This is a genomic window from Magnetospirillum sp. SS-4 (genome assembly GCF_902729425.1).
In the GTDB taxonomy this organism is placed as follows: Bacteria; Pseudomonadota; Alphaproteobacteria; order Rhodospirillales; family Magnetospirillaceae; genus Phaeospirillum.
Map to the genome: position 1 here is coordinate 134,549 of NZ_LR746531.1, position 22,503 is coordinate 157,051.

Below are 22,503 nucleotides of genomic sequence, written 5' to 3' on the forward strand. Positions count from 1 at the left end.
CATACTAATAATGAGGCATCATATTTCGATAATCCGCCATATCCACAAAACCTGTCGGGCAATCTACCAAAGGCGAGACCAAGACCGCGACAAGCAATCCATCCGGCTCCATTTTCGTATTTTAGTACCGCAATGCCTATTTGAGGGGACCGGCATAACCACGACGGCGCCCACACCCAGGAATCGACGGAAGGACGACGGGCGCCCCCGAAATAATCATCCATCGCTTGTCATGACGATATCGCAGCACCTTTTAAGTGCTTTTTTCGTGTTTCAGATTATTGTAAGTCGCCGTCGCCAAGCCTATCCTGCCCGCCGATCCGGATTCGTCCTTATGGGGAGTGGGGCCATGACCAAAACGGTGCGCGACATCATCACCGGCCGGGCGGTGGTTTCGGTCAGGCCGACCGATTCGGTGCGCGAGGCGGCGCGGGCGATGTACGACCAGGACGTGGGCGCAGTCCTGGTCATGGAGGACGGGCGGCTGCGCGGCATCTTCACCGAACGCGACGCCCTGCGATTCTTCGCCGCCACCCGCCGCAATCCCTATATCATCGACGTCGGCGTGGTGATGACCCACGATCCGGTTACCGTCGACGCCGACAGCCCGGCCGATCTCGCCCGGGACCTGATGCTGACCCATGGCTTCCGCCATTTGCCGGTGGTGGAGGGCGGCGAGGTGGTGGGGGTGGTTTCGTTGCGCGGGGTTTCGTCCGACCTGCCGTGATGGGGCGACCGCCACCCGACGCATGACGACTTTGCTTCACCTTGGCGCTTCGCTCATATATTCTCTGCGCTGACGGGGGCCAGAACTGCCGCCCCCTTTGTTCTGCTGTCTGGAGACCGAATGTTCAAGCGCAAGTCCATCGACGCACAGGTCGGTGACATGTTCGTCAAGGCCCACGATACCAAGAACAACATCTGGGTGGTCGAGAAGATATTCGAGCATGTGGATGGTATCCTGCACGCCCGGCTGTTCAATAAGAAGCAACCGAAGACCATGATCACGGTCTCGGCCTCCACCTTGTCCGATTCGTCGTTCTTCCTGCGGGCTCCGGCCGGAACCCTGGACTGATCAGCCGCCCCTGGCCCGCGCCACCTTCGATCCGGAGGGGCGTTCCAACGCCGCGGAGATGAAGTCGCCGGCCTCGATCAGCATTCCGAGGTCGATGCCGGTGGCGATTCCCATGCCGTTCAGCATGTAAAGCACGTCCTCGCTGGCGACGTTGCCCGCCGCCCCCCTGGCGTAGGGACAGCCGCCGAGACCGGCCACGGAGCTGTCCACCACCGCCACACCCTTCTCCATCGCCGCCAGCAGATTGGCCAGCGCCTGACCGTAGGTGTCGTGGAAATGCGCCGCCAGCATCTCGACCGGCAGGCGGGCGGATACCGCCTCGACCACGGCCTGGGCCTGAAGGGGGGTGCCGACGCCGACGGTGTCGCCCAGCGAGATCTCGTAGCAGCCCAGCGCGGCCAGCCGGGAGGCGACCTCGACCACGGCGGCGGGAGCGATGGCCCCCTCGTACGGGCAGCCGAGCACGCAGGAGACATAGCCCCGCACCCGCAATCCCCCGGCGCGGGCCGCCTCGATCACCGGAGCGAAGCGTTCCAGGCTTTCCGCGATGGAACAGTTGATGTTCCGGCGTGAAAAGGTCTCGGACGCGGCGGCGAACACCGCCACCTCCTCCATCCCGGCGGCCAGGGCGGCCTCCAGTCCCTGCATGTTGGGCGTCAGCACCGGGTAGGCGATTCCGGGCCGACGGGCGATGGCGGCCATCACCTCGGCGGTCGATGCCATCTGCGGCACCCATTTCGGGCTGACGAAGCTGCCCGATTCGATCACCGTCAGGCCGGTTCGGCTCAGCCGGTCGATCAGTTCCACCTTGACCGCCACCGGCACCGGCCGGGCCTCGTTCTGGAGACCGTCGCGGGGACCGACCTCGACCATCTTGACGCGGTTGGGCAGTCTCATGGGTCAGAATCTCCCTGTCGTCAGCACCACCTTCACGGCCTCGCCCTTCGAGACGCTGCGCTCCTCAGGACGAGGCGATCAAGAAAGCCTCCTCATCCTGAGGAGGGCCGTCGGCCCGTCTCGAAGGATGAGCCCTCAACCCGCCTCGAAATCCAGCAGGTCGGCGCCCTCGGCCACCGGGTCTCCGACGCCGAAATGCACCGCCCTGACGGTGCCGTCAGCCGGGGCCTTGATGGTATGTTCCATCTTCATCGCCTCGACCACGATCAGCGGCTGGCCGCCGCCGACCGCATCGCCGGCCTTGACCAGCACCTGCACCACCGTCCCCGGCATGGGCGCCGCCAGCCGGCCGTCGCCGGCATCCTGGTCGGCGGCCCTGGCCGAGGGATCGTCCAGCCTGATCCGCCAGCTTTGCCCGTCATGCAGAACGGTGATGTCGAAGCCGTTCCGGACCACGGTGGCGGCCCGGCGCTCGCCCCCGATCTCGGCGGTCAGCGTGCGGCCGGCCAATTGGGCGCGGCGCGCCGACAACGGGCCATCGGGCAGGTCCAGCGTCCAGCCGTCCTTGACGAAATGCACCATCACCGGCCGGATGTCGTCGCCGTCGACGAAGCGGAAATCATGCTGATTGTCGTCATTCAGCCGCCAGCCGGAGGTCTGGTGCCAAGGTGAGTGAGGATCGCCCGAGCGGCGGGCGGCCACGGCCGCTTCCTCTTCCCGCCACAGCAGCAGCGCCAGCGAGGCGAAGGCCAGCCCCAGGGCCGGCACCGGCGCCGGCGGCGGCAGCAAGGCGGCGCGGTGGCGCTCGATGAAGCCGGTGTCGATCTCCTCGGCGGCGAAGGCGGGATGGGCGGCGATGGCGCCGAGGAAGCCCACATTGGTGGTGACGCCGGCGACATGATAATCCGCCAGGGCGCGGCGCAGGCGGCGCAGGGCGGCGTCGCGGTCCTCGTCCCACACGATCAGCTTGGCGATCATGGGATCGTAGTACTGGCTGACCTCGTCGCCCTGGCGCACGCCGGTATCGACGCGGACATGGCGGTTTTCCACCGGCGGCTCCAGATGGGTCAGCCGGCCGATGGCGGGCAGGAAATCGCGGGACGGGTCCTCGGCATACAGCCGCGCCTCGAAGGCGTGTCCCCTGCGGGTCAACTGCTCCTGGCCCAGCGGCAAGGGCTTGCCCGAGGCCACCAGCAACTGCCATTCCACCAGATCGAGACCGGTGATCATCTCGGTCACCGGGTGTTCCACCTGCAACCGGGTATTCATCTCGATGAAGTAGAAGCGGCCGTCCTGGTAGAGAAATTCCACCGTGCCGGCGCCGACATACTTCACCGCCCCTGCTGCCGCCACCGCCGCCTCGCCCATGGCGCGCCGCACATGGTCGGACAGCGCCGGGGCCGGCGCCTCCTCGATCACCTTCTGATGGCGGCGCTGGATGGAGCAATCGCGCTCGAACAGATAGACGGCGTTGCCCTGAGTATCGGCGAACACCTGGATTTCCACATGTCGCGGCCGGCCGAGATAGCTTTCCAGCAACAGCGAATCGTCGCCGAACGCCGCCTTGGCCTCGCGCCTGGCCGAGGCGACGGCGTCGGCCAGGCCGGCCTCGGCCTCGACCACCCGCATGCCCTTGCCGCCACCGCCGGCCGAGGCCTTGACCAGCACCGGATAGCCGATGCGGGCCGCCTCCTTGGTCAGTTCCGCCACCGACTGGCCCTTGCCGTGATATCCCGGCACCAGCGGCACGCCCGCCGCCTCCATCAGCCGCTTGGAGTCCGACTTGGAACCCATGGCGCGGATGGCGTCGGCCGGCGGGCCGATGAACACCACGCCGACCCGGGCGCAAGCCTCGGCGAAGCCGGCGTTCTCGGACAGGAAGCCATAGCCGGGATGAACCGCCTGTGCCCCCGACCGGGCGATGGCGTCGAGGATGGCGTCGGTGCGCAGATAGCTTTCCGCCGCCGGGGCCGGTCCGATCAGGAACGCCTCGTCGGCCATGGCCACATGCCGGGCGTTGGCGTCGGCCTCGGAATAGACCGCGACGGTGCGGATGCCGAGCCGCCGGCAGGTGCGGATGACGCGGCAGGCGATTTCGCCCCGGTTGGCGATCAGGATCTTGTCGAACATGCTCATCCCTCTGTTCCTTTCCCCTCGCCCGCTTGCGGGAGAGGGTGGCGAGCGACAGCGAGACGGGTGAGGGCTTTTTCCGCCACGACCACCCCCTCACCCCGACCCTCTCCCCCCTGCGGGGGGCGAGGGAGAAGTATCATCGTCATCGCGCCCATCCGGGCTTGCGCTTTTCCAGAAAGGCGGAGACGCCTTCCTGGCCCTCGTCGCTGGCGCGGATATCGGCGATCTGCACCGCCGTCCAGTCGCGCAACGTCCCGTCCAGCGAATCGTCGGCGACCCGGCGGATCAGCCGCTTGGCCGCCGCCATGGCCTTGGGCGAATTGGCCGCCAGCCGGTTCAGCCAGCCGTCCCGGACCTCGTCCAGCCGGTCCGGCGCCACCATCTCGTGCACCAGCCCCGAGGCCAGCGCCGTGGCTGCGCCGAACACCTCGGCGGTGATTGAGTAGCGCCGCGCCAGCCGCCCGCCCATGGCGCGAACCACGAACGGGCTGATGGCCGCCGGAATCAGGCCCAGCTTGACCTCGGACAGGCAGAACGTCGCCCCTTCGGCCGCCACCGCCAGATCGCAGCAGGCCACCAGCCCGACGCCGCCGCCATAGGCGGCGCCCTGGACCACGCCGATCACCGGGCGGGGGCAGGAATCGATCGCCTCCATCAGGCCGGACAGCGCCTTGGCGTCGGCCAGATTCTCGGCCGGGGAATTGCCGGCCATGCGCTTCATCCAGGCGAGATCGCCGCCGGCGGAAAAGCTCTTGCCGGTGCTTTGCAGCACCACGGCGCGAACGTCATCGACATCGGAGAACGCGGCGGTCAGCTCCGTGATCAGGACATCGTCGAAGGCGTTGTGGCGGTCGGGGCGATTGAGGGTGACGAAGCGGACGCCGTCCCTGGTCTCGATGAGAAGGGTGCTCATCGGCTTCTTCCGTGGTGGGGAAACAGTGAATTAACCACAGAGACACAGAGGCACAGAGAAAACACAGAGGAAATTTTCTTATTTGTTTTTCTCTGTGCCATCTCTGTGCCTCTGTGTCTCTGTGGTGAATACCCCGGCATGAAGCGCAGAGTCCGGCAGACGTCCTGAAAAGCCAATTCCGCCTCCCTCACATCCGGAATACGCCGAAGCGGGTCGGCTCGATGGGGGCATTGAAGGCGGCCGACAGGCCCAGCGCCAGCACCATGCGGGTCTCGGCCGGATCGACCAGGCCGTCGTCCCACAGGCGGGCGCCGGCGTAGTAGGGATGGCCCTGGGTCTCGTACTGGTTGCGGATCGGGGCCTTGAACGCCTCCTCCTCGTCGGACGGCCAGCTCTGGCCCTTGGCCTCCAGGGCGTCGCGCTTGATCTGGGCCATGACGTTGGCGGCCTGGTCGCCGCCCATCACCGACACGCGGCCGTTGGGCCACATGAACAGCATGCGCGGCTGATAGGCCCGGCCGCACATGCCGTAATTGCCGGCGCCGAAGCTGCCGCCGATGATGACGGTGAAGCGCGGCACCTTGGCACAGGCCACGGCGGTCACCATCTTGGCGCCGTCCTTGGCGATGCCGCCGGCCTCGTATTTGCGCCCGACCATGAAGCCGGTGATATTTTGCAGGAAGATCAGCGGAATGCCGCGCTGGCTGCACAATTCGACGAAATGGGCGCCCTTCTGGGCCGATTCCGAAAACAGGATGCCGTTGTTGGCGACGATACCCACCGGATAGCCCCAGATGCGGGCGAAGCCGGTCACCAGGGTGGTGCCGTAGGTCTGCTTGAACTCGTCGAGCCGAGACCCGTCGACGATGCGGGCGATGACTTCGCGCACGTCATAGGGCTTGCGGCGATCGGCGGGAATGATGCCGTAAATCTCACGGGGATCGTAGAGCGGTTCCTCCGGCGGCGCGATGTCGAGGCCGATCGGCTTGGTACGGTTGAGGTTGCCGACGATGCGACGCGCGATGGCAAGGGCGTGGCCATCGTCCATGGCGTAATGGTCGGTGACGCCCGAGACGCGACAATGAACGTCGGCGCCGCCCAGATCCTCGGCGGTGACCACCTCGCCGGTGGCGGCCTTCACCAGCGGTGGCCCGCCTAGGAAGATGGTGCCCTGGTTCCTGACGATGACGCTTTCGTCGCTCATGGCCGGGATGTAGGCGCCGCCGGCGGTGCAGGACCCGTGGACCACCGATATCTGCGGAATGCCCATGGCCGAGAGCTGGGCCTGATTGTAGAAGATGCGGCCGAAATGGTCGCGGTCGGGGAAAACCTCGTCCTGGTTGGGCAGGTTGGCGCCGCCCGATTCCACCAGATAGACGCAAGGCAGGTTGTTTTCCTTGGCGATGTCCTGGGCGCGCAGGTGCTTCTTCACCGTCAGGGGATAGTAGCTGCCGCCCTTCACGGTGCCGTCATTGGCGACGATCATGCATTCCTGGCCGTGGATCGAGCCGATGCCGGTGATGATGCCGGCCCCCATCACGTCCTTGGAATACATGTCCCAGGCGGCGAGCTGCGAGAATTCCAGGAACGGCGAACCGACGTCGAGCAGGCGGCGGATGCGCTCGCGCGGCAGCAGCTTGCCCCGCGCCAGATGGCGCTCGTTCATGGCGGGGCCGCCGCCCATCTTGACCTTGGCGACCACCGCCCTGAGATCGTCGACCACCGCCGCCATGGCCTTGGCATTGGCCTTGAACTCATCCGAACGGGGATTGATGGAGCTTTTGATGACGGTCATGGCCGGCTGTTCCACTTTTTCATCGTCACCCCCGGACTTGATCCGGGGGTCCATGGATGGCCGGGTCAAGCCCGGCCATGACGGTTGGCGAAGGAGGCGATGAGGAGGATTACCTGGTCTCTTCGAACAGCTCGCGGCCGATCAACATCCGGCGGATCTCGCTGGTGCCGGCGCCGATCTCGTAGAGCTTGGCATCGCGCAGCAGCCGGCCGGTGGCGTATTCGTTGATATAGCCGTTGCCGCCCAGGGCCTGGATCGCCTCCAGCGCCATCCAGGTGGCCTTCTCGGCGGCATAGAGAATGACGCCGGCCGCGTCCTTGCGGCTTGTCTCGCCACGATTGCAGGCCCTGGCCACCGCATAGGTGTAGGCACGGCAGGCGTTGAAGGTGGTGTACATGTCGGCCAGCTTGCCCTGCATCAGCTGGAACATGCCGATGGGCTGACCGAACTGGTGACGGTCGTGGACATAGGGAACCACGATGTCCATGCAGGCGGCCATGATGCCGAGCGGCCCGCCCGACAGCACGACGCGCTCGTAATCCAGGCCGCTCATCAGCACGTTGACGCCCTTGCCGACGGCGTTCAGCACGTTCTCTTCCGGCACCTCGCAATCCTGGAACACCAGCTCGCCGGTGTTGGAGCCGCGCATGCCCAGCTTGTCCAGCTTCTGCGCCACCGAGAACCCCTTGAAATTCTTTTCCACCAGGAAGGTGGTGATGCCCCTTGGCCCGGCATTCACGTCGGTCTTGGCGTAGACCACGATCACATTGGCGTCGGGGCCGTTGGTGATCCACATCTTGGTGCCGTTGAGGATATAGCGGTCGCCCTTCTTCTCGGCCTTCAGCTTCATGGACACCACGTCCGAGCCGGCATTGGGCTCGCTCATGGCCAGGGCGCCGATATATTCGCCGCTGATCAGCCTGGGCAGGTACTTCTTCTTCTGCGCCTCGTTGCCGTTGCGGCGGATCTGGTTGACGCAGAGATTGGAATGCGCCCCGTAGGACAGCCCCACCGAGGCCGAGGCCCGGCTGATCTCCTCCATGGCGATGACATGCTCCAGATAGGTCATGCCGGCGCCGCCGTATTCCTCCTCGACGGTGATGCCCAGCAGGCCCATCCCGCCCATCTTGCGCCACAGGTGATTGGGAAACTCGTTGCTGCGGTCGATCTCGGCCGCCAGGGGGGCGATCTCGGCGGCGGCGAAGGCCGCCACCTGATCGCGCAGCATATCGGCGGTCTCGCCCAGATCGAAGTTCAGCGCCGAGGTGAAGCCAGCCATTCGTCAATCTCCCATCCGCGGAAAGCCATTAAACGATCATACGTTTTTTTAATTCGGTCGCAAGGAATTTTACATCCCGCCGGCCAGCACGATCCAGGCCGGCATCAGAACCGCCGCCGCCAGGGTCTGGGCCGACAGCATGGTGGCGACCAGCGGCGCGTCGCCGCCCATCTGGCGGGCGAAGATGTAGGAGACCGGCGCCGCCGGCAGGGCGGCGTAGGCGACGCAAGCGGTGAGGCTTAGGCCGTCCAGTCCGAGGGCATGCCCCATGGCCAGCGCCAGCAGCGGCATCAGGGCCATCTTGGCGGCGATGGAGAGCGCCACCGAGACGCCGGCTCGGCGGAGCGTCCGCAGCGACAGCCCGGCCCCCACCGCCAGCAGCCCCAGCGGCAGCGAGGCTCCGGCCAGGATGTCGAGGAACGCCGAGACCGGCGCCGGCAAGGCGAATCCGGTCAGGTTGAGGCCGATGCCGAAGACGCAGGCGATGATCAGCGGATTGGTGACGATGGACCTCGCCACCGCGCTCCATCGCATGGACTGCCCGCCGTCGGAGCGCCCCCAGCGCAGCATCACCGGAATGAACACCAGATTGACCAGCGGCACCACCATGGCCGTGCAGATGGCGATCAGCGCCACGCCGTCGCCGCCCCACAGGCCGGCGGCGGCGGCCAGCCCGACATAGGTGTTGGGACGGGTGGCGCATTGCAGCAGCGAGGTCAGGCCGGGACCGTCGAGGCCGACCGGCGGCCGGGTCAACGGTCCGGCCAGGACGACGCCGAATCCGAGGACCAGAAGCACCACCAGCCCCTCGACCGCCATGATCTCGGCCACCGGCAACCCCGACAGCGGCGCCTTGGCCAGACTGACCACCAGCAGGGCCGGAAAGAAGATGTAGAGGGTCGCGCGTTCGGCCGGCATCCAGAAACCGTCGTCGAGCCATTGGCGCGAACGCATCTGGTGCCCCAGCGCGATCAGCAGGACCACGGGAATCAGCGCCGCCAGGATGGTGCCCATGTCAGGTCTCGATCCCGTGCTCCTGCAAGGTGGCCCTGGCGTCGGCCAGATCCTTGCCCATCTCGCGGATGGTGCTGAGCAGCGACAGGATCAAGCTATTAAGGCCGGGCGGCGCCGGTTCCATCATGACGCGGATGGCGTCCTTGCCCAGAACCAGGCAGGTCACGTCGTCATCGGCCAGCGCGCCGGCCATGCGCGGGGCGTCGTCGATCATGGACAATTCGCCGAACACCTGGAACGGCCAGACGCGGCCGATGGTCACCCGCTTGCCCGCCACCGTCTTGAAGATGCGCACGGTGCCCTGCTGAAGCATGTAGGCCTCGGTGCCGGCGTCACCCTCGCGAAAGATCACGCTGCCCTTGGCGAAACTGCGCCGTTCGGGTGTTCCCGCTTTCCTGTCGGTCATCATCCCCCCGTTTTTTTCCGGTCGGCCCGAACGGCATAACCCCGAACAGCATAACGTGGAATCATCGCCGGCGGGAAACGCCAATTATCCCGCGGCGCCACCGTGCGCGCAGGATTCACCCCCTTGCCGGAACAGGTCTCCGGCGAAGATCAGGGCGACCGTCAGCAGGCCCGTCCGATATGGCCGGAGCCTGCCACCGCCCGCCAGTCCGCCGAGTCCGCGACCACTTCCGGCCTCATCCGGACGGACGAGGCCGTGTCGCCGCCGGAACGGCGGCGGGAGCGGGAACGTTCCCGGCGTGTTGGTCTCGGTTCCCTCAGCCGCCCACCGGCTTGACGCCGCCAGAGCCCGCCACGGAAGACGCACCCGCGGTGCCCGATCCGGTCGATGGCGGCGGAGCGGCCGGAGCCGGAGCCACCGAGGCGGCGGCCGCAAGGGTCGCGGCGCCGTCCGCCGGCGCAGCCTGGGCTGCGGCCTGCGGGTCCGGAGCACTGCCCTGGACGCGCTGATATTCCTCGACGACCTTCTTGGACGGATACTGGTCCAGTTCCTCGCCGGTCGAACCGTCGCGAACCACCAGCAAGGCGAGGCCGGTGTCGCTGTCAACCTTGATGACTGGGCTGGTAAAGGCGATCTGTTCCGCCGGGGACGGAGCCTGCTTCCGAACAGCCTCGGATTCATGGCTCGGGGGTGGCGGATGAGGCACCTGCGTCTCGGAAGCCGAGGCGCGCGGGCCGACATTGGCTGCAATCGAGGTGGACATTCTGCCCTCCTATCTGGGTTGTTGCCTGTGCACGGGGACGATCCTTTTCGACAGCCCCCTGGCGAAATACCTTCTGGCACAGGCTATACACTGCCCACAATTCGCAACAAAATGCAACAGCATTCTGGACCGTCCGCGCCGGCCGCCATCCCCCCGAAACCGGGCCGGGGACCGAATTTTTCGCTTGCAACCCACCTTCGGAACCCATATGTTCCGCCTCCACCGACGGGGCCCCAAGCCCGGCGGAACGAAATTCAGGGGCTATAGCTCAGTTGGGAGAGCGCTTGAATGGCATTCAAGAGGTCGTCGGTTCGATTCCGTCTAGCTCCACCAAACCAAAGCAAGGGCCTGGCCGGCGACGGCCAGGCCCTTTCGCTTTTGCGAGTCCATGTCTGGCCCCCGCGGGGGCGATTGCACTATGGTGCTTCGATGGCCCAGTCCGAAACCAGCCCCACCCTGCCCGCCCCCATCCGGCCCGCGACCGCCGCCGCCATCGCCGAGGCGGCCGAGATCCTGCGCGACGGCGGATTGGTGGCCTTTCCCACCGAGACCGTCTACGGACTGGGCGGCGACGCCACCTGCGACCGCGCAGTCGCCGCCATCTTCGAGGCCAAGGGCCGCCCCAGCTTCAACCCGCTGATCGCCCACGTCGCCTCGCTGGAACAGGCGGAAGCCCTGGTGGAGATGACCCTGGACGCCCGCAGGCTGGCGGCACGCTTCTGGCCGGGGCCGCTGACCCTGGTGCTGCCGCGCCGCCCCGATTCACCGGTATCGCTGCTTGCCTCCGCCGGCCTCGATTCCGTCGCCGTGCGCATGCCCGACCATCCGGTGGCGCTGGCGCTGATCGCGGCGGCCGGCCGGCCGCTGGCGGCGCCCTCGGCCAACCGGTCCGGCGCCGTCAGCCCCACCGAGGCCGGCCACGTCGCCGAATGCCTGGGCGGACGGGTCGCCCTGATCCTGGACGGAGGTCCCTGCCGGGTCGGCGTCGAATCCACCGTCCTCGACCTGTCCGGCGACCGTCCCGCCGTGCTGCGCCCCGGCGGCATCGAAGTGGAGACCCTGGAGGCCGTGCTGGGGCTGGCCCTGCCTCACGGCGCCGACCGCCCGGACGCGCCCCGCTCGCCCGGCCAGATGGAAAGCCACTACGCGCCCGGCCTGCCGGTGCGCCCCGACGCCGCCTTTGCCGAATCCGGCGAGGCGCTGCTGGGCTTCGGCCCGGCCGAAGCGGCCACACTGAACCTGTCGCCGTCGGGCGACCTGGAGGAAGCCGCCGCCAACCTGTTCGCCATGCTGCGCGCCCTCGACCGGCCGGAATACGGCGGCATCGCGGTGATGCCCATTCCCCGATACGGCCTGGGCCTCGCCATCAACGACCGCCTGCGCCGCGCCGCCGCCCCGAGGCCGAAATGAGCCTGATCGATCGGCTTGCCGCCGTCGTCGGCCCCGGCAACGTGCTGATCGGAAGCGATCTCGCCCCCTATCTGGAGGAGGAGCGCGGCCTGTTCCACGGCGCCGCCCTGGCGGCGGTACGGCCGGGGTCCACCGCCGAGGTCGCCGAGGTGGTCAAGGCCTGCGCCGAAGCCGGCATCGCCATGGTCCCCCAGGGCGGCAATACCGGCCTGTGCGGCGGCGGCGTCCCGCCCGAGCACGGCCGGGCGGTGGTGATCTCCACCGAGCGCCTGACCCGCATCCGCCATGTGGACGCCGTCGATTTCACCCTGACCGCCGAGGCCGGCTGCGTCCTGGCCAGCCTGCAACAGGCGGCCGGGCAGGCGGGCTGCCTGTTCCCGCTCAGCCTGGGGGCGGAAGGATCGTGCCGCATCGGCGGCAACATCTCGACCAATGCCGGCGGCACCAACGTGCTGCGCTACGGCGCCACCCGCGACCTGGTGCTGGGCCTGGAGGTGGTGCTGCCCGACGGCCGGGTGTGGAACGGGCTGAAGCGGCTGCGCAAGGACAATACCGGCTACGCCCTGCATCACCTGTTCATCGGCGCGGAAGGAACGCTGGGCATCGTCACCGCTGCCGTGCTGAAGCTGTTTCCCGCCGTGGCCGAGCGCCAGACCGCCCTGGTCGCCCTGCCCGATCCCGATGCCGCCCTGGCGCTGCTGGGCCGCGCCCGGCGCGCCAGCGGCGATTGCGTCACCGCCTGCGAACTGATGCCCCGCATCGGCCTCGACCTGGGGCTGACCCATGTCGACGGGCTGCGCGATCCCTTCGCGGCGCGGCACCCCTGGTACCTGCTGCTGGAACTGTCGTCGTCGCGGCCGGGCGGCCTGCGCGAGGCCCTGGAAGGCATCCTGGCCGACGCCCTGGTCGACGGATCGGCCCTGGACGCGGTGCTGGCCGAAAGCCACGAGCAGCGAAGCGCGCTGTGGCGCCTGCGCGAATCCATCCCCGAGGCCCAGAAGCGGGAAGGCGGCTCCATCAAGCATGACGTGTCGGTGGCGACGTCGCGGGTGCCCGAGATGATCCGCCGCTGCACCGAGGCGGTGGAGCGGGCGCTGCCCGGCGTGCGGGTGGTGGCGTTCGGCCATCTGGGCGACGGCAACACCCATTTCAACCTGACCCAGCCCGTGGGCGGCGATAAACAGGCGTTCCTGGCCGAATGGGGCCGCATGAACCGCATCGTCCACGACATCGTGGCCGGGATGGACGGCTCCATCTCGGCCGAGCACGGCATCGGCCGGCTGAAGGTGGACGAAATGCTCCATTACAAGCCGGCGGTGGACATCGACCTGATGCGCCGCCTAAAGTCGGCCATCGACCCGTCGGGACTGATGAATCCCGGCAAGATCATCCCCCCCCGGATCACCTGACCAGAGACCGCAATGCCCACCTTCACCGCGCCGACCAGGGACATGGCCTTCGCCATCGAGGAGATCGGCGAGCTTGTCCGCATCAACGCCCTGCCCGGCCACGACGAGGCCACGCCCGATCTGGTGGTGGCGGTGCTGGAGGAGGCCGGCCGCTTCGCCGCCTCGGCGCTGGCGCCGCTCAATCCGGTGGGCGACCGCGAGGGCTGCGCCCTGGACAACGGCAAGGTGACGCTGCCGCCCGGCTTCGCCGCCGCCTACCGCCAGTTCGTCAAGGCCGGCTGGAACGCGGTGCCGTTCGATGCCGAGCACGGCGGCCAGGGCCTGCCCTGGCTGGTGGGAACGGCGGTTCAGGAACTCTGGCACTCGGCCAACATGGCCTTCGCCCTGATTCCGATGCTGACCCAGGGCGCGGTGGAACTGCTGTCCAGTCACGGCACCAATGACCAGAAGGCCCTGTTCCTGCCCAAGCTGGTCAGCGGCCAATGGACCGGAACCATGAACCTGACCGAGCCCAATGCCGGCTCGGACGTCGGCGCGCTGCGGGCCCGCGCCACCCGCGACAACGGGCAGTACCGCATCCGCGGCCAGAAGATCTTCATCACCGGCGGCGACCACGACGCCGCCGAGAACATCGTCCACCTGGTGCTGGCCCGCCTGCCCGACGCGCCGCCCGGCGTCAAGGGCGTCTCGCTGTTCCTGGTGCCGAAGGTGCTGGTCAACCCCGACGGCAGCATGGGCCGGCGCAACGACGTCAAGTGCATCAAGCTGGAACACAAGCTGGGCATCCACGGCTCGCCCACCTGCGTCATGGCGTTCGGCGAGGAGGAAGGCGCCGTCGGAACCCTGGTCGGGCGCGAGAACCAGGGACTCGCCCTGATGTTCACCATGATGAACAACGCCCGCCTCGCGGTCGGGCTGGAAGGCATCGCCCAGGCCGAGCGCGCCCGCCAGAAGGCGGTGGCCTACGCCCGCGAGCGGGTCCAGGGCGTCGCCCCCGGCTTCGACGCCCCCGGCCCCATCATCCGCCATCCCGACGTGCGGCGCATGCTGATGACCCAGCGGGCGCTGACCGAGACGACGCGGGCGCTGGCCTATTACGCCGCCTCGCGCATGGACCTGTCGCGGCGCCACCCCGACAAGGCCGAGCGCGCCCACGCCCACGCCCGGCTCGACCTGTTGATTCCCATGGTCAAGGCCTGGGGAACCGCCTCGGGCGTCCGAGTCGCCGACCTGACCATTCAGGTGTTCGGCGGCATGGGCTTCATGGAAGAGGCCGGCGTGGCGCAGCACCTGCGCGACGTCCGCATCACCCCCATCTACGAAGGCACCAACGGCATCCAGGCCATGGACCTGATCGGCCGCAAGCTGATCCGCGACAATGGCGAGGTCCTGCGCGACTTCATCGCCGAGCTGCGGGTGCTGGACGCGCCGCTGGCCCAGTTGAGGGCCGAACCCTTTCCCGCCATCCGTCGCCAGCTGGCGGCGGCCATCTTCGCCGCCTCGTCGGCCATGGAGCACATCCTTCGCGTCCATGCCGACGACCCACATCTGGCCGGGGCGGCGGCGACGCCCTTCCTCGACCTGCTGGCCATCACCACCGGCGGCTGGCTGTCGGCCCGTATGGCCCTGGCGGCCAAGCGGCGGCTGGACGAGGGCGATTCCGACGACGCCTTCCTGTCGGCCAAGATCGCCACCGCCCATTTCTACGCCGAGGACATCCTGCCCGAGGCCGGCGCCCTGCTGGCCGCCATCGAGGCCGGATCGGCGCCGGTGATGTCCATGCCGTCCGACTGGTTTTAAACGCTGTTCGGCACCGCGGGGGATGTCTATAATCCCCCCGCGATGTCGGGAATAACACGATACATACTGCGGCAGATGCTGGTGGGGGTGGTTTTCGTCTCCATCGCGCTGACTTGCGTCTTGTGGCTGACCCAATCCCTTCGCTTCGTCGAGATGATCGTCAACAAGGGGCTCAGCATCGGCTCCTTCCTGACGCTGACCCTGCTGCTGATGCCGGGCTTCCTGGTGGTGATCATTCCCATCTCGCTCTTCGCGGTGGCGCTGTTCACCTACAACCGCCTGATCGCCGACCGCGAACTGGTGGTGCTGCGCGCCGCCGGGCTGAGCCATCTGGCCCTGGCCCGGCCGGTGATCCTGATGGGCCTGGGGGCGACCGCCATCGGCTATCTGCTGACCTGCTGGCTGATTCCCATGACGGTTCGCGGATTCCACGAGATGCAGTGGACCATCCGCCACGACATCTCCAACGTGCTGTTGCAGGAAGGCGTGTTCAACAAGTTCGGCGACGGCCTGACCATCTATGTCCGTTCGCGCAGCCCCAGCGGCGAGTTGCTGGGCCTGCTGGTCCACGACAAGCGCTCGGCCAAGGCCGCCGTCACCCTGATGGCCGAACGGGGCGCCCTGGTCTATACCGAAACCGGCCCCAGAGTGCTGATGGTCAACGGCAACCGCCAGGAAGTCATCCCCGGAACCGGCCGGCTGTCGCTGCTGCATTTCGACAGCTATACCGTCGACTTCGCCACCGCCACCGGAACCAAGCCCGACCGCTTCCGCGACGCCCGCGAACGCAGCCTGTCCGAACTGGCCGGCATCGCCGAGGGCCAGGTCAACCCCGTCGAATACCGCCGTTTCAAGGTCGAACTGCACAACCGCCTGACCACGCCGCTCTACAATCTGGGATTTTCGCTGCTGGCGGTGTGTATCCTGCTGACCTCGGGATTCGACCGGCGCGGCCAACTGGCGCAGATCATGGCGTCCATCGGATTGATGGTGGCGACCCAGGCGGCGGCGCTGGGAATGTCCAACCTCGCCACCGCCAACCTTGCCCTGGTTCCGGCGATCTACGTCGCCGTCACCGCCCCCATCGCCTTCTCGCTGTGGATGCTGACCCGCGAGTCGAAGCCGCGCCGCGGGGGAATCCCCGCCGCCGCTCCCCCCGATATCGCCTGACCCGGCCGAGGACGACGTGCTCAAACCCCGCCCCTTTCTTCTGCTGACCCTGCTGGCCTCTTCCACGGCACTGAGCGGCGGCGCCCGCGCCGATATGGTCGCGGGCACGGCCTTTCCCGAAATCGGCGGCTGGGGGCAGGCCTGGGGCGACGACATCCCCACGGCGCCGCCACCCCCGCAGCAGCGGCAACAGCAACAGCAGCCCCCCGGCTACCGGCCGCCGCCGGCCGCCGCCGGCCTGCCGACCCACGCATTGCCGGCGGGGGCGGCGCGGGCGGCGGCCGCGCCTTCGGGCGCTCCCCTGTTCCACGAGAGCTATCCCGAGGTCGGCGGCTGGGGACAGGCCTGGGGCGACGACCGCCTGTCCCCGGCCGCCCCGCCGCCATCCTCCTCCTTCGCGTCGGCCACCACCACCGCACCCGGCCCGGCCACGGACGTTGTTCCGGCCCGGCGGGCCGCCCCACCGCCACCGGCAATCCGACGGGCGGCATCCCCGGCAGCCGACGATATCGATCGGGATGGCGACGCCGTCGGCCTGAAGCGCCCGCCCCGCATCATTCCCCGCGGCACCCAGGCCGGCCTTAAGAGCAAGGACACCGGCGACACGCCAGTGCACATGCTGGCCGACCAACTGGTCTACGACCGCGAATACGGCATCGTCACCGCCACCGGCCGGGTGGAAATGCAACAGGCCGGACGCACCATCACCGCCGACACCGTCACCTACAACCTGAAGCAGGACGTGATGGGGGCCTCCGGCAACGTGATCCTGACCGAGCCCACCGGCGAGGTCACCCATGCCGAGTACTTCGAGCTGACCGGCGACTTCAAGAACGGTGTCGCCCGCGATATCCGCCTGATCCTGGCCGACAATTCCAGACTGGCCGCCCAGGCCGGCCAGCGGGTCGGCGGCGACCGCACCGATTTCGACCGGGTGGTCTACACCGCCTGCGAGCCATGCAAGGACAAGCCCGACGCCACCCCCATCTGGCAGGCCAAGGCGGCGAGGGTCACCCACAATCAGGCCGAGGCCCAGGTGGAATACCGCGACGCCTGGATCGAGCTGGCCGGAATTCCGGTTCTCTACACCCCCTATCTGTCGCATCCCGACCCGTCGGTGAAGCGCAAGACCGGTTTCCTGGCCCCCTCGGTCGGATTCCACAGCAAGCTTGGGCCATCGCTGTCGACGCCGTATTTCTTTGCCCTGGCCGACAACCAGGACGTCACCCTGATTCCCCGCTTCATGGCCCCGCAGACCAAGCTGCCCAAGGACGGATCGGTCTCGGAACTGAACGACAACGCCATGAAGCACCTGCATCTCACCGGCGAGCACCGCTGGCTGGGCAAGCGGGGCGAGATGAAGACCAGGGCCAGCATCACCACCGACCGCATCACCGGCGACGTCCGCGGCCATGTTGAATCCAACGCCCTGTTCGAGCTGAACCGGACCTGGCGCGCCGGCTGGCAGGTTCAGCACCAGTCGGACCAGACCTATCGCAGCCTGTACAAGGTCCGCACCGACACCGAGCGCCCCTGGCTGGTGACGCGGCCCTATGTCGAGGGATTCGGCCGCCGCAACTACGCCTTGGCGGAATCCATCCTGTTCCAGGGAAACACCGTCGTCCAGGACGGCTCCAAGTCGCCGGTGGTCCTGCCCCACGTCATGATGCAGAACATCAGCGAGCCCGGCTGGGCCGGAAGCTACTGGAGCTTCGACAGCGACGTTCTGGCCTATACCCGCGATCGGGGCACCGACGCCCGGCGCCTGTCCCACCGCACCGCCTGGAACCTGCCGCTGACCACGCCGGACGGTCAGGTCCTGCTGGTCTCGGCCAGCCTGCGCGGCGACGCCTACCAGGCCAACGGCCTTGCCACCACCTCGGACGGCAAGTCCTCGGTCGGACGGGTGATCCCCGAGGCCTCGATCAACTGGCGCTACCCGTTCTCGCGCCCCGGCACCTCGGTCTCGCAGGTGATCGAGCCCGTCGCCACGGTGGCGATCAGCCCCATCGGCGGCAACAGCGCCAGGTTTCCCAACGAGGATTCGCTGGGGTTCGAACTGGATGAGACCAACGTGTTGCGAACGTCGCGGGTGGTCGGGCTGGACCGGGTGGAAGGCGGGCTGCGCGGCGGCTACGGCCTGCGCTATACCGCCTATCCGGCCACGGGCGGCATGATCGGCATCCAGGCGGCCCAGGGCTGGCGCCAGCATGTGGATTCGACCTTCGGCCAGGGCAGCGGCTTCACCGGATCGACCTCGGACTATCTCGGCCGCCTCGACATCCGCCCCACCGGATACCTGACCATCACCGACCGCATCCGGCTCGACAAGTCGTCGCTCCAGGTCCGGCGCAACGAGGCGGGCCTGACCGCGGGACCGCAGGCGTTCAACGTCTCGGCCACCTATGGGTTCCTGTCGTCGACCACCAATACCGGCGTGTCGCTCTATCCGCGCCGGCAATACGCCGTCTACGGCCTCAACTCGGCCCTGACCCAGTACTGGCGCTCCAGCTTCAGCCTGAGCCAGGATCTGGAGGAGACCGGCGGCGTCCTCAACTGGACCGCCTCCACCGTCTACAGCGACGAATGCCTTGCCGTCATCGGCAGCATGAACCGCTATTACTCCACCGCCCCGGGCCTGCTCTCGGGATACAGTGTCATGCTGACCATTGTTCTGAAGTCGCTGGGCGAGGCCCCCGTCGGCCTCTTCTGATCGATTTAGCCCACCCCCCGCGGCGGTCCCGACCGGACGCGCCGCGAAGGCCAAGAGGATTGCCAGGATGTTGGCTCGTTTCGCCGTTGTCATCGTCGCCTGCGTCACCCTGTCAGCGATCCCCTTCAGCGGGCGCGCCCAGGACATCGACCGCATCGCCGCCGTCGTCAATGACGACGTCATCTCGCTCCGCGATCTCGACACCCGCCTGAAGATGGCCCTGGTGATGACCGGATTGCCGGACAACATCGAGAACCGCCGCCGCGCCGTTCCGCAGGTGCTGCGCAAGATGGTGGACGAGCGCCTTCAGGTTCAGGAAGCCACCCGTGTCGGCGTCTCGGTCTCGGGCGACGACGTCAACCGCAGCATCCGCAACCTGGAACAGCAGAACGGCATGCCGCCCGGCGGTCTCGCCGCCTACATGACGCAGCGCGGAATCGACATCGACGCCATCCGCGACCAGATTCGGGCCGATCTCACCTGGATGAAGCTGACCGGCAGGATGTTGCAGCAATCCATCCGCGCCAGCGAGGAGGAGATCAACGACCGCCTGGAGACCATGCGCCAGAAGATCGGGCGTCCCGAATACAATCTGGCCGAAATCGTCCTGGGAGCCGAAACCCCGTCCCAGGAGGAAGAATCGCGCCGCCTGGGCGAACGCCTGATCGACCAGTTGAAGGCCGGGGCTCCGTTCGCCGCCCTGGCCCGCCAGTTCTCGCAAAGCGCCACCGCCGGCCAGGGCGGCGTCCTGGGATGGATGTCCGACGCGACGCTGGACGACGAGGTGCGCGAGGCCGTCGCGCCGTTGGAAAAGGACCAGATCAGCCCGCTGATCCGCACCGGCAACGGCTTCACCATCATCGCGATGATCGACAAGCGCATCTTCGGCAGCGGCGGCGGCAAGGACGAAACCGTCAGCGTCGCCCAGATATTCTTTCCCCTTCCCGCCGATGGCCAGATCCCGCGCGAGCAGATTGCGGCCAAGGCGGCCGAGATGTCGCAGGCGGCCCGATCCTGCGACGCATTCGAGGAAATCGGCCGCCAGCTCAAATCGCCCCGTTCCGGCCGCATCGACAACACCCTGAAGTCCGGTCTGCCCCTGGATATCCAGAAGATCATCGGCGAACTGCCGGTCGGCCAGGCCAGCAAGCCGGTGAATGCCGGCGACGGCTTCCTGGTCTTCATGGTCTGCTCGCGCAGCGCAGCGCCCGATCAGGGTGGCCTGCCGTCGCGCGACGTGATCCGGCGCCAGATCGAGGACCAGAAGATGGATATCCAGGGCAAGCGCTATCTGCGCGATCTGCGGCGGGCCGCCTTCATCGATTTCAGGCTGTAGCCGACGGTGACCGGAACCATGCCGCTCGCCCTGACCATGGGCGAACCCGCCGGCGTCGGCGGCGACCTCGCCCTGATGGCGTGGAGCCGGCGAGGCGAGGGAATCCCGCCGTTCCTGATCATCGACGATCCCGTCCGCCTGGCCGGCCTGACCCGCCGGCTGGGGCTGGCGGTGCCGGTGGCCGAGATCGCCTCGGCCGCCGAGGCCGCCGCCATCTTTCCCCACGCCTTGCCGGTGCTGCCCCAATCCTTGGCGAAGGCGGTCGAGCCCGGCCATCCCGATCCGGCCAACGTGGCGGCGGTGACCGCCTCCATCCGCCGCGCCGTCGCCCTTGCCCTGGCCGGCGAGGCGGCGGCGCTGGTCACCAATCCCATTCACAAGCAGGTCATGCATCGGGGCGGCTTCGCCTTTCCCGGCCATACCGAGTTCCTGGCCTCCCTGCTGGGCGAAAGCCCCCCGCGCGAGGTGATGATGCTGGCCTGCCCCGGCCTGCGGGTGGTGCCGGTCACCATCCACGTCTCGCTGGCCGCGGCCGTCGCCGGCCTGCGCGCCGACGACATCGTCGAGATCGGCATGGTGACGGCCAAGGCTCTTGGACAGGATTTCGGCATCGGCCGTCCCCGTCTGGCGGTCGCGGCCCTCAACCCCCATGCCGGCGAAGGCGGCGACATGGGCCGCGAGGACATCGACATCGTCGCTCCGGCGGTGGAAAGGCTCCGCCTTGCCGGAATCGACGCCTTTGGCCCGCTGCCCGCCGACACCCTGTTCCACGCCCGAGCCCGCCAGACATACGACGCGGCGCTGTGCATGTATCACGATCAGGCGCTGATCCCGTTGAAGACCATCGATTTCGACCGGGGCGTCAACATCACCCTGGGCCTGCCGTTCGTACGGACGTCGCCCGACCACGGCACCGCCTTCGATCTGGCCGGCACCGGCGGGGCCAGCCCCGACAGCCTGATGGCCGCCCTTCGCGCCGCCGCCGACATCGCCGCCAACCGCCGGAAACGCCGGTGAGTCCGCTGCCCCCCCTGCGCGAGGTCATCGCCAGCCACGGCCTCGACGCCCGCAAGTCGCTGGGACAGCATTTCCTGTTCGACCTCAACCTGACCGGCCGCATCGCCCGCGCCGCCGGCGACCTGTCGGCGGGAACGGTGATCGAGATCGGCCCCGGTCCCGGCGGCCTCACCCGAGCCCTGCTGGATGCCGGAGCCGTCCGCGTCATCGCCATCGAACGCGACGACCGCGCCGTCGCCATCCAGCACGAGATCGCCGCCGCCTATCCCGGCCGGCTGGAGATCGTCGCCGGCGACGCCATGGCCATCGACGCCGCCGACCTGGGCCAGCCGCCGCGCCGCATCGTCGCCAACCTGCCCTACAACATCTCCACCGCCCTGCTGATCAACTGGCTGCGGCGGGCCGATTCCTTCGAGACCATGGTGCTGATGTTCCAGAAGGAGGTGGTGGACCGCCTGGCCGCGCCACCGCGTTCGCCCCATTACGGCCGCCTGTCCGTGATCACCCAGTGGCGATGCGATGTCCGCCCGCTGTTCAACGTCGACCGCCGCGCCTTCATCCCGCCGCCGGCGGTGACATCGACGGTGGTCCAACTGACGCCGCGGTCCCAGCCGCTGGCCCCGGCCCGTTTCGAGACGCTGGAGCGGGTCACCGCCGCCGCCTTTGGCCAGCGCCGCAAGATGCTGCGCTCCAGCCTGAGACAACTGGGCGGCGCCGAGGCCCTGCTGGCGGAGGCGGGACTCGCCGGAACCGCCCGCGCCGAGGAGCTTCCGGTCGAGGCGTTCTGCGCCCTGGCCCGTGCCCTGGACGCCCGCGGATAGCCGTCCGGACTATGGAATTGATACGGCGCTTAACATAGGCTGGCCGCATGCACGACCCGCTTGTCCGAGTGATGCTGCCAGAAGCGGCCACCGAGCCACCGGCCCCTCCACCGGAGGCTTTCTCGGCGCTGCTTGAGCGGGCGTTGGCCGACCTGCCGACCGCCTCGCCGACGGCGGCGATGCTCCGCAGCCCGTTTCGCCGCATCCTCGAACGCCGCTCGCGCCGATCCGCCGCCGTCTTGAATGATCCGGACCCCGGACAGCCCCCCCTTTCCGATCACGGCGACGATGACGACGTCCTGCTGCTGGACCAACCGGTGGAGGACGTTCCCGCACCGGAGCCGGTTCCCGCCAGTGACGAGGACGAGGACGAGGACGACGTCCTGCTGCTGGACCAGCCGGTGGAGGACGTTCCCGTGCCGGAGCCGGTTCCCGCCAGTGACGAGGACGATGACGACGTCCTGCTGCTGGACCAGCCGGTGGAGGACGTTCCCGCGCCGGAGCCGGTTCCCGCCAGCGACGAGGACGAGGACGAGGACGACGTCCTGCTGC

General features: G+C 68.1%; 18 protein-coding genes, 1 tRNA gene and 1 pseudogene. 12 read left to right on the forward strand and 8 right to left on the reverse strand.

Annotated elements, in window-relative coordinates:
- Window positions 1–349: 349 nt before the first annotated feature.
- Window positions 350–727, forward strand: coding sequence for a cyclic nucleotide-binding/CBS domain-containing protein (locus MTBSS4_RS21010; RefSeq protein WP_173985324.1), 378 nt, complete (start codon window positions 350–352; stop codon window positions 725–727).
- A gap of 120 nt (window positions 728–847) precedes the next feature.
- Entirely contained in the window at window positions 848–1,075 is a 228-nt protein-coding gene (locus tag MTBSS4_RS21015) for a hypothetical protein (RefSeq protein WP_173985325.1), read from the forward strand.
- On the opposite strand, the gene MTBSS4_RS21020 is transcribed toward MTBSS4_RS21015, so the two are convergent.
- The 8 genes from MTBSS4_RS21020 to MTBSS4_RS21055 form a co-directional block, all read right to left on the reverse strand.
- Window positions 1,076–1,972: a hydroxymethylglutaryl-CoA lyase gene (locus tag MTBSS4_RS21020; protein ID WP_173985326.1), complete on the reverse strand. Its 897-nt coding sequence runs from the start codon at window positions 1,970–1,972 to the stop codon at window positions 1,076–1,078.
- Window positions 1,973–2,107: 135 nt separating this feature from the next.
- Window positions 2,108–4,102, reverse strand: a complete 1,995-nt coding sequence (locus MTBSS4_RS21025) for an acetyl/propionyl/methylcrotonyl-CoA carboxylase subunit alpha (protein ID WP_173985394.1) — start codon at window positions 4,100–4,102, stop codon at window positions 2,108–2,110.
- A 145-nt stretch (window positions 4,103–4,247) separates the two neighbouring features.
- The gene (locus tag MTBSS4_RS21030; protein WP_173985327.1) at window positions 4,248–5,018 is read right to left on the reverse strand and encodes an enoyl-CoA hydratase/isomerase family protein; all 771 of its coding nucleotides are present in this window, start codon (window positions 5,016–5,018) and stop codon (window positions 4,248–4,250) included.
- Window positions 5,019–5,205: 187 nt separating this feature from the next.
- Window positions 5,206–6,813 (reverse strand): carboxyl transferase domain-containing protein, encoded by a 1,608-nt coding sequence (locus MTBSS4_RS21035; RefSeq protein WP_173985328.1) that lies wholly within the window; start codon window positions 6,811–6,813, stop codon window positions 5,206–5,208.
- Between the two features lie 109 nt (window positions 6,814–6,922).
- The gene (locus MTBSS4_RS21040) at window positions 6,923–8,092 is read right to left on the reverse strand and encodes an isovaleryl-CoA dehydrogenase (protein WP_173985329.1); all 1,170 of its coding nucleotides are present in this window, start codon (window positions 8,090–8,092) and stop codon (window positions 6,923–6,925) included.
- Window positions 8,093–8,161: 69 nt separating this feature from the next.
- Window positions 8,162–9,106: an AEC family transporter gene (locus tag MTBSS4_RS21045; protein ID WP_173985330.1), complete on the reverse strand. Its 945-nt coding sequence runs from the start codon at window positions 9,104–9,106 to the stop codon at window positions 8,162–8,164.
- A gap of 1 nt (window position 9,107) precedes the next feature.
- On the reverse strand, window positions 9,108–9,515 hold the full coding sequence (locus MTBSS4_RS21050) for a Crp/Fnr family transcriptional regulator (protein ID WP_254432697.1): 408 nt from the start codon (window positions 9,513–9,515) through the stop codon (window positions 9,108–9,110).
- A 313-nt stretch (window positions 9,516–9,828) separates the two neighbouring features.
- A complete protein-coding gene (locus MTBSS4_RS21055; RefSeq protein WP_173985331.1) occupies window positions 9,829–10,275 on the reverse strand; it encodes a hypothetical protein in 447 nt (148 codons plus the stop codon).
- A 257-nt stretch (window positions 10,276–10,532) separates the two neighbouring features.
- On the opposite strand from MTBSS4_RS21055, the gene MTBSS4_RS21060 reads away from it, so the two are divergent.
- The 10 genes and pseudogenes from MTBSS4_RS21060 to MTBSS4_RS21105 all read left to right on the forward strand — a co-directional run.
- A tRNA-Ala gene (locus MTBSS4_RS21060) sits at window positions 10,533–10,608 on the forward strand.
- A gap of 96 nt (window positions 10,609–10,704) precedes the next feature.
- Window positions 10,705–11,685 carry an L-threonylcarbamoyladenylate synthase gene (locus MTBSS4_RS21065; RefSeq protein WP_173985332.1) on the forward strand — a complete coding sequence of 327 codons (981 nt, stop codon included), beginning with the start codon at window positions 10,705–10,707 and terminating at the stop codon, window positions 11,683–11,685.
- On the forward strand, window positions 11,682–13,094 hold the full coding sequence (locus MTBSS4_RS21070) for an FAD-binding oxidoreductase (RefSeq protein WP_173985333.1): 1,413 nt from the start codon (window positions 11,682–11,684) through the stop codon (window positions 13,092–13,094). The genes MTBSS4_RS21065 and MTBSS4_RS21070 overlap by 4 nt, the downstream gene beginning before the upstream one ends.
- A gap of 12 nt (window positions 13,095–13,106) precedes the next feature.
- Window positions 13,107–14,894, forward strand: a complete 1,788-nt coding sequence (locus MTBSS4_RS21075; protein ID WP_173985334.1) for an acyl-CoA dehydrogenase — start codon at window positions 13,107–13,109, stop codon at window positions 14,892–14,894.
- A gap of 42 nt (window positions 14,895–14,936) precedes the next feature.
- Window positions 14,937–16,064 carry an LPS export ABC transporter permease LptF gene (lptF, locus tag MTBSS4_RS21080; RefSeq protein WP_256367425.1) on the forward strand — a complete coding sequence of 376 codons (1,128 nt, stop codon included), beginning with the start codon at window positions 14,937–14,939 and terminating at the stop codon, window positions 16,062–16,064.
- Between the two features lie 16 nt (window positions 16,065–16,080).
- Window positions 16,081–18,777, forward strand: a complete 2,697-nt coding sequence (locus MTBSS4_RS21085) for an LPS-assembly protein LptD (protein WP_254432699.1) — start codon at window positions 16,081–16,083, stop codon at window positions 18,775–18,777.
- A gap of 67 nt (window positions 18,778–18,844) precedes the next feature.
- Entirely contained in the window at window positions 18,845–20,113 is a 1,269-nt protein-coding gene (locus MTBSS4_RS21090; RefSeq protein WP_173985335.1) for a peptidylprolyl isomerase, read from the forward strand.
- Window positions 20,114–20,131: 18 nt separating this feature from the next.
- Entirely contained in the window at window positions 20,132–21,130 is a 999-nt protein-coding gene (gene pdxA, locus MTBSS4_RS21095; protein ID WP_173985336.1) for a 4-hydroxythreonine-4-phosphate dehydrogenase PdxA, read from the forward strand.
- Window positions 21,127–21,951, forward strand: coding sequence for a 16S rRNA (adenine(1518)-N(6)/adenine(1519)-N(6))-dimethyltransferase RsmA (gene rsmA, locus MTBSS4_RS21100; RefSeq protein WP_173985337.1), 825 nt, complete (start codon window positions 21,127–21,129; stop codon window positions 21,949–21,951). The genes pdxA and rsmA overlap by 4 nt, the downstream gene beginning before the upstream one ends.
- A 47-nt stretch (window positions 21,952–21,998) precedes the next feature.
- A pseudogene (locus MTBSS4_RS21105) lies at window positions 21,999–22,503 on the forward strand (hypothetical protein); the annotation flags it as partial.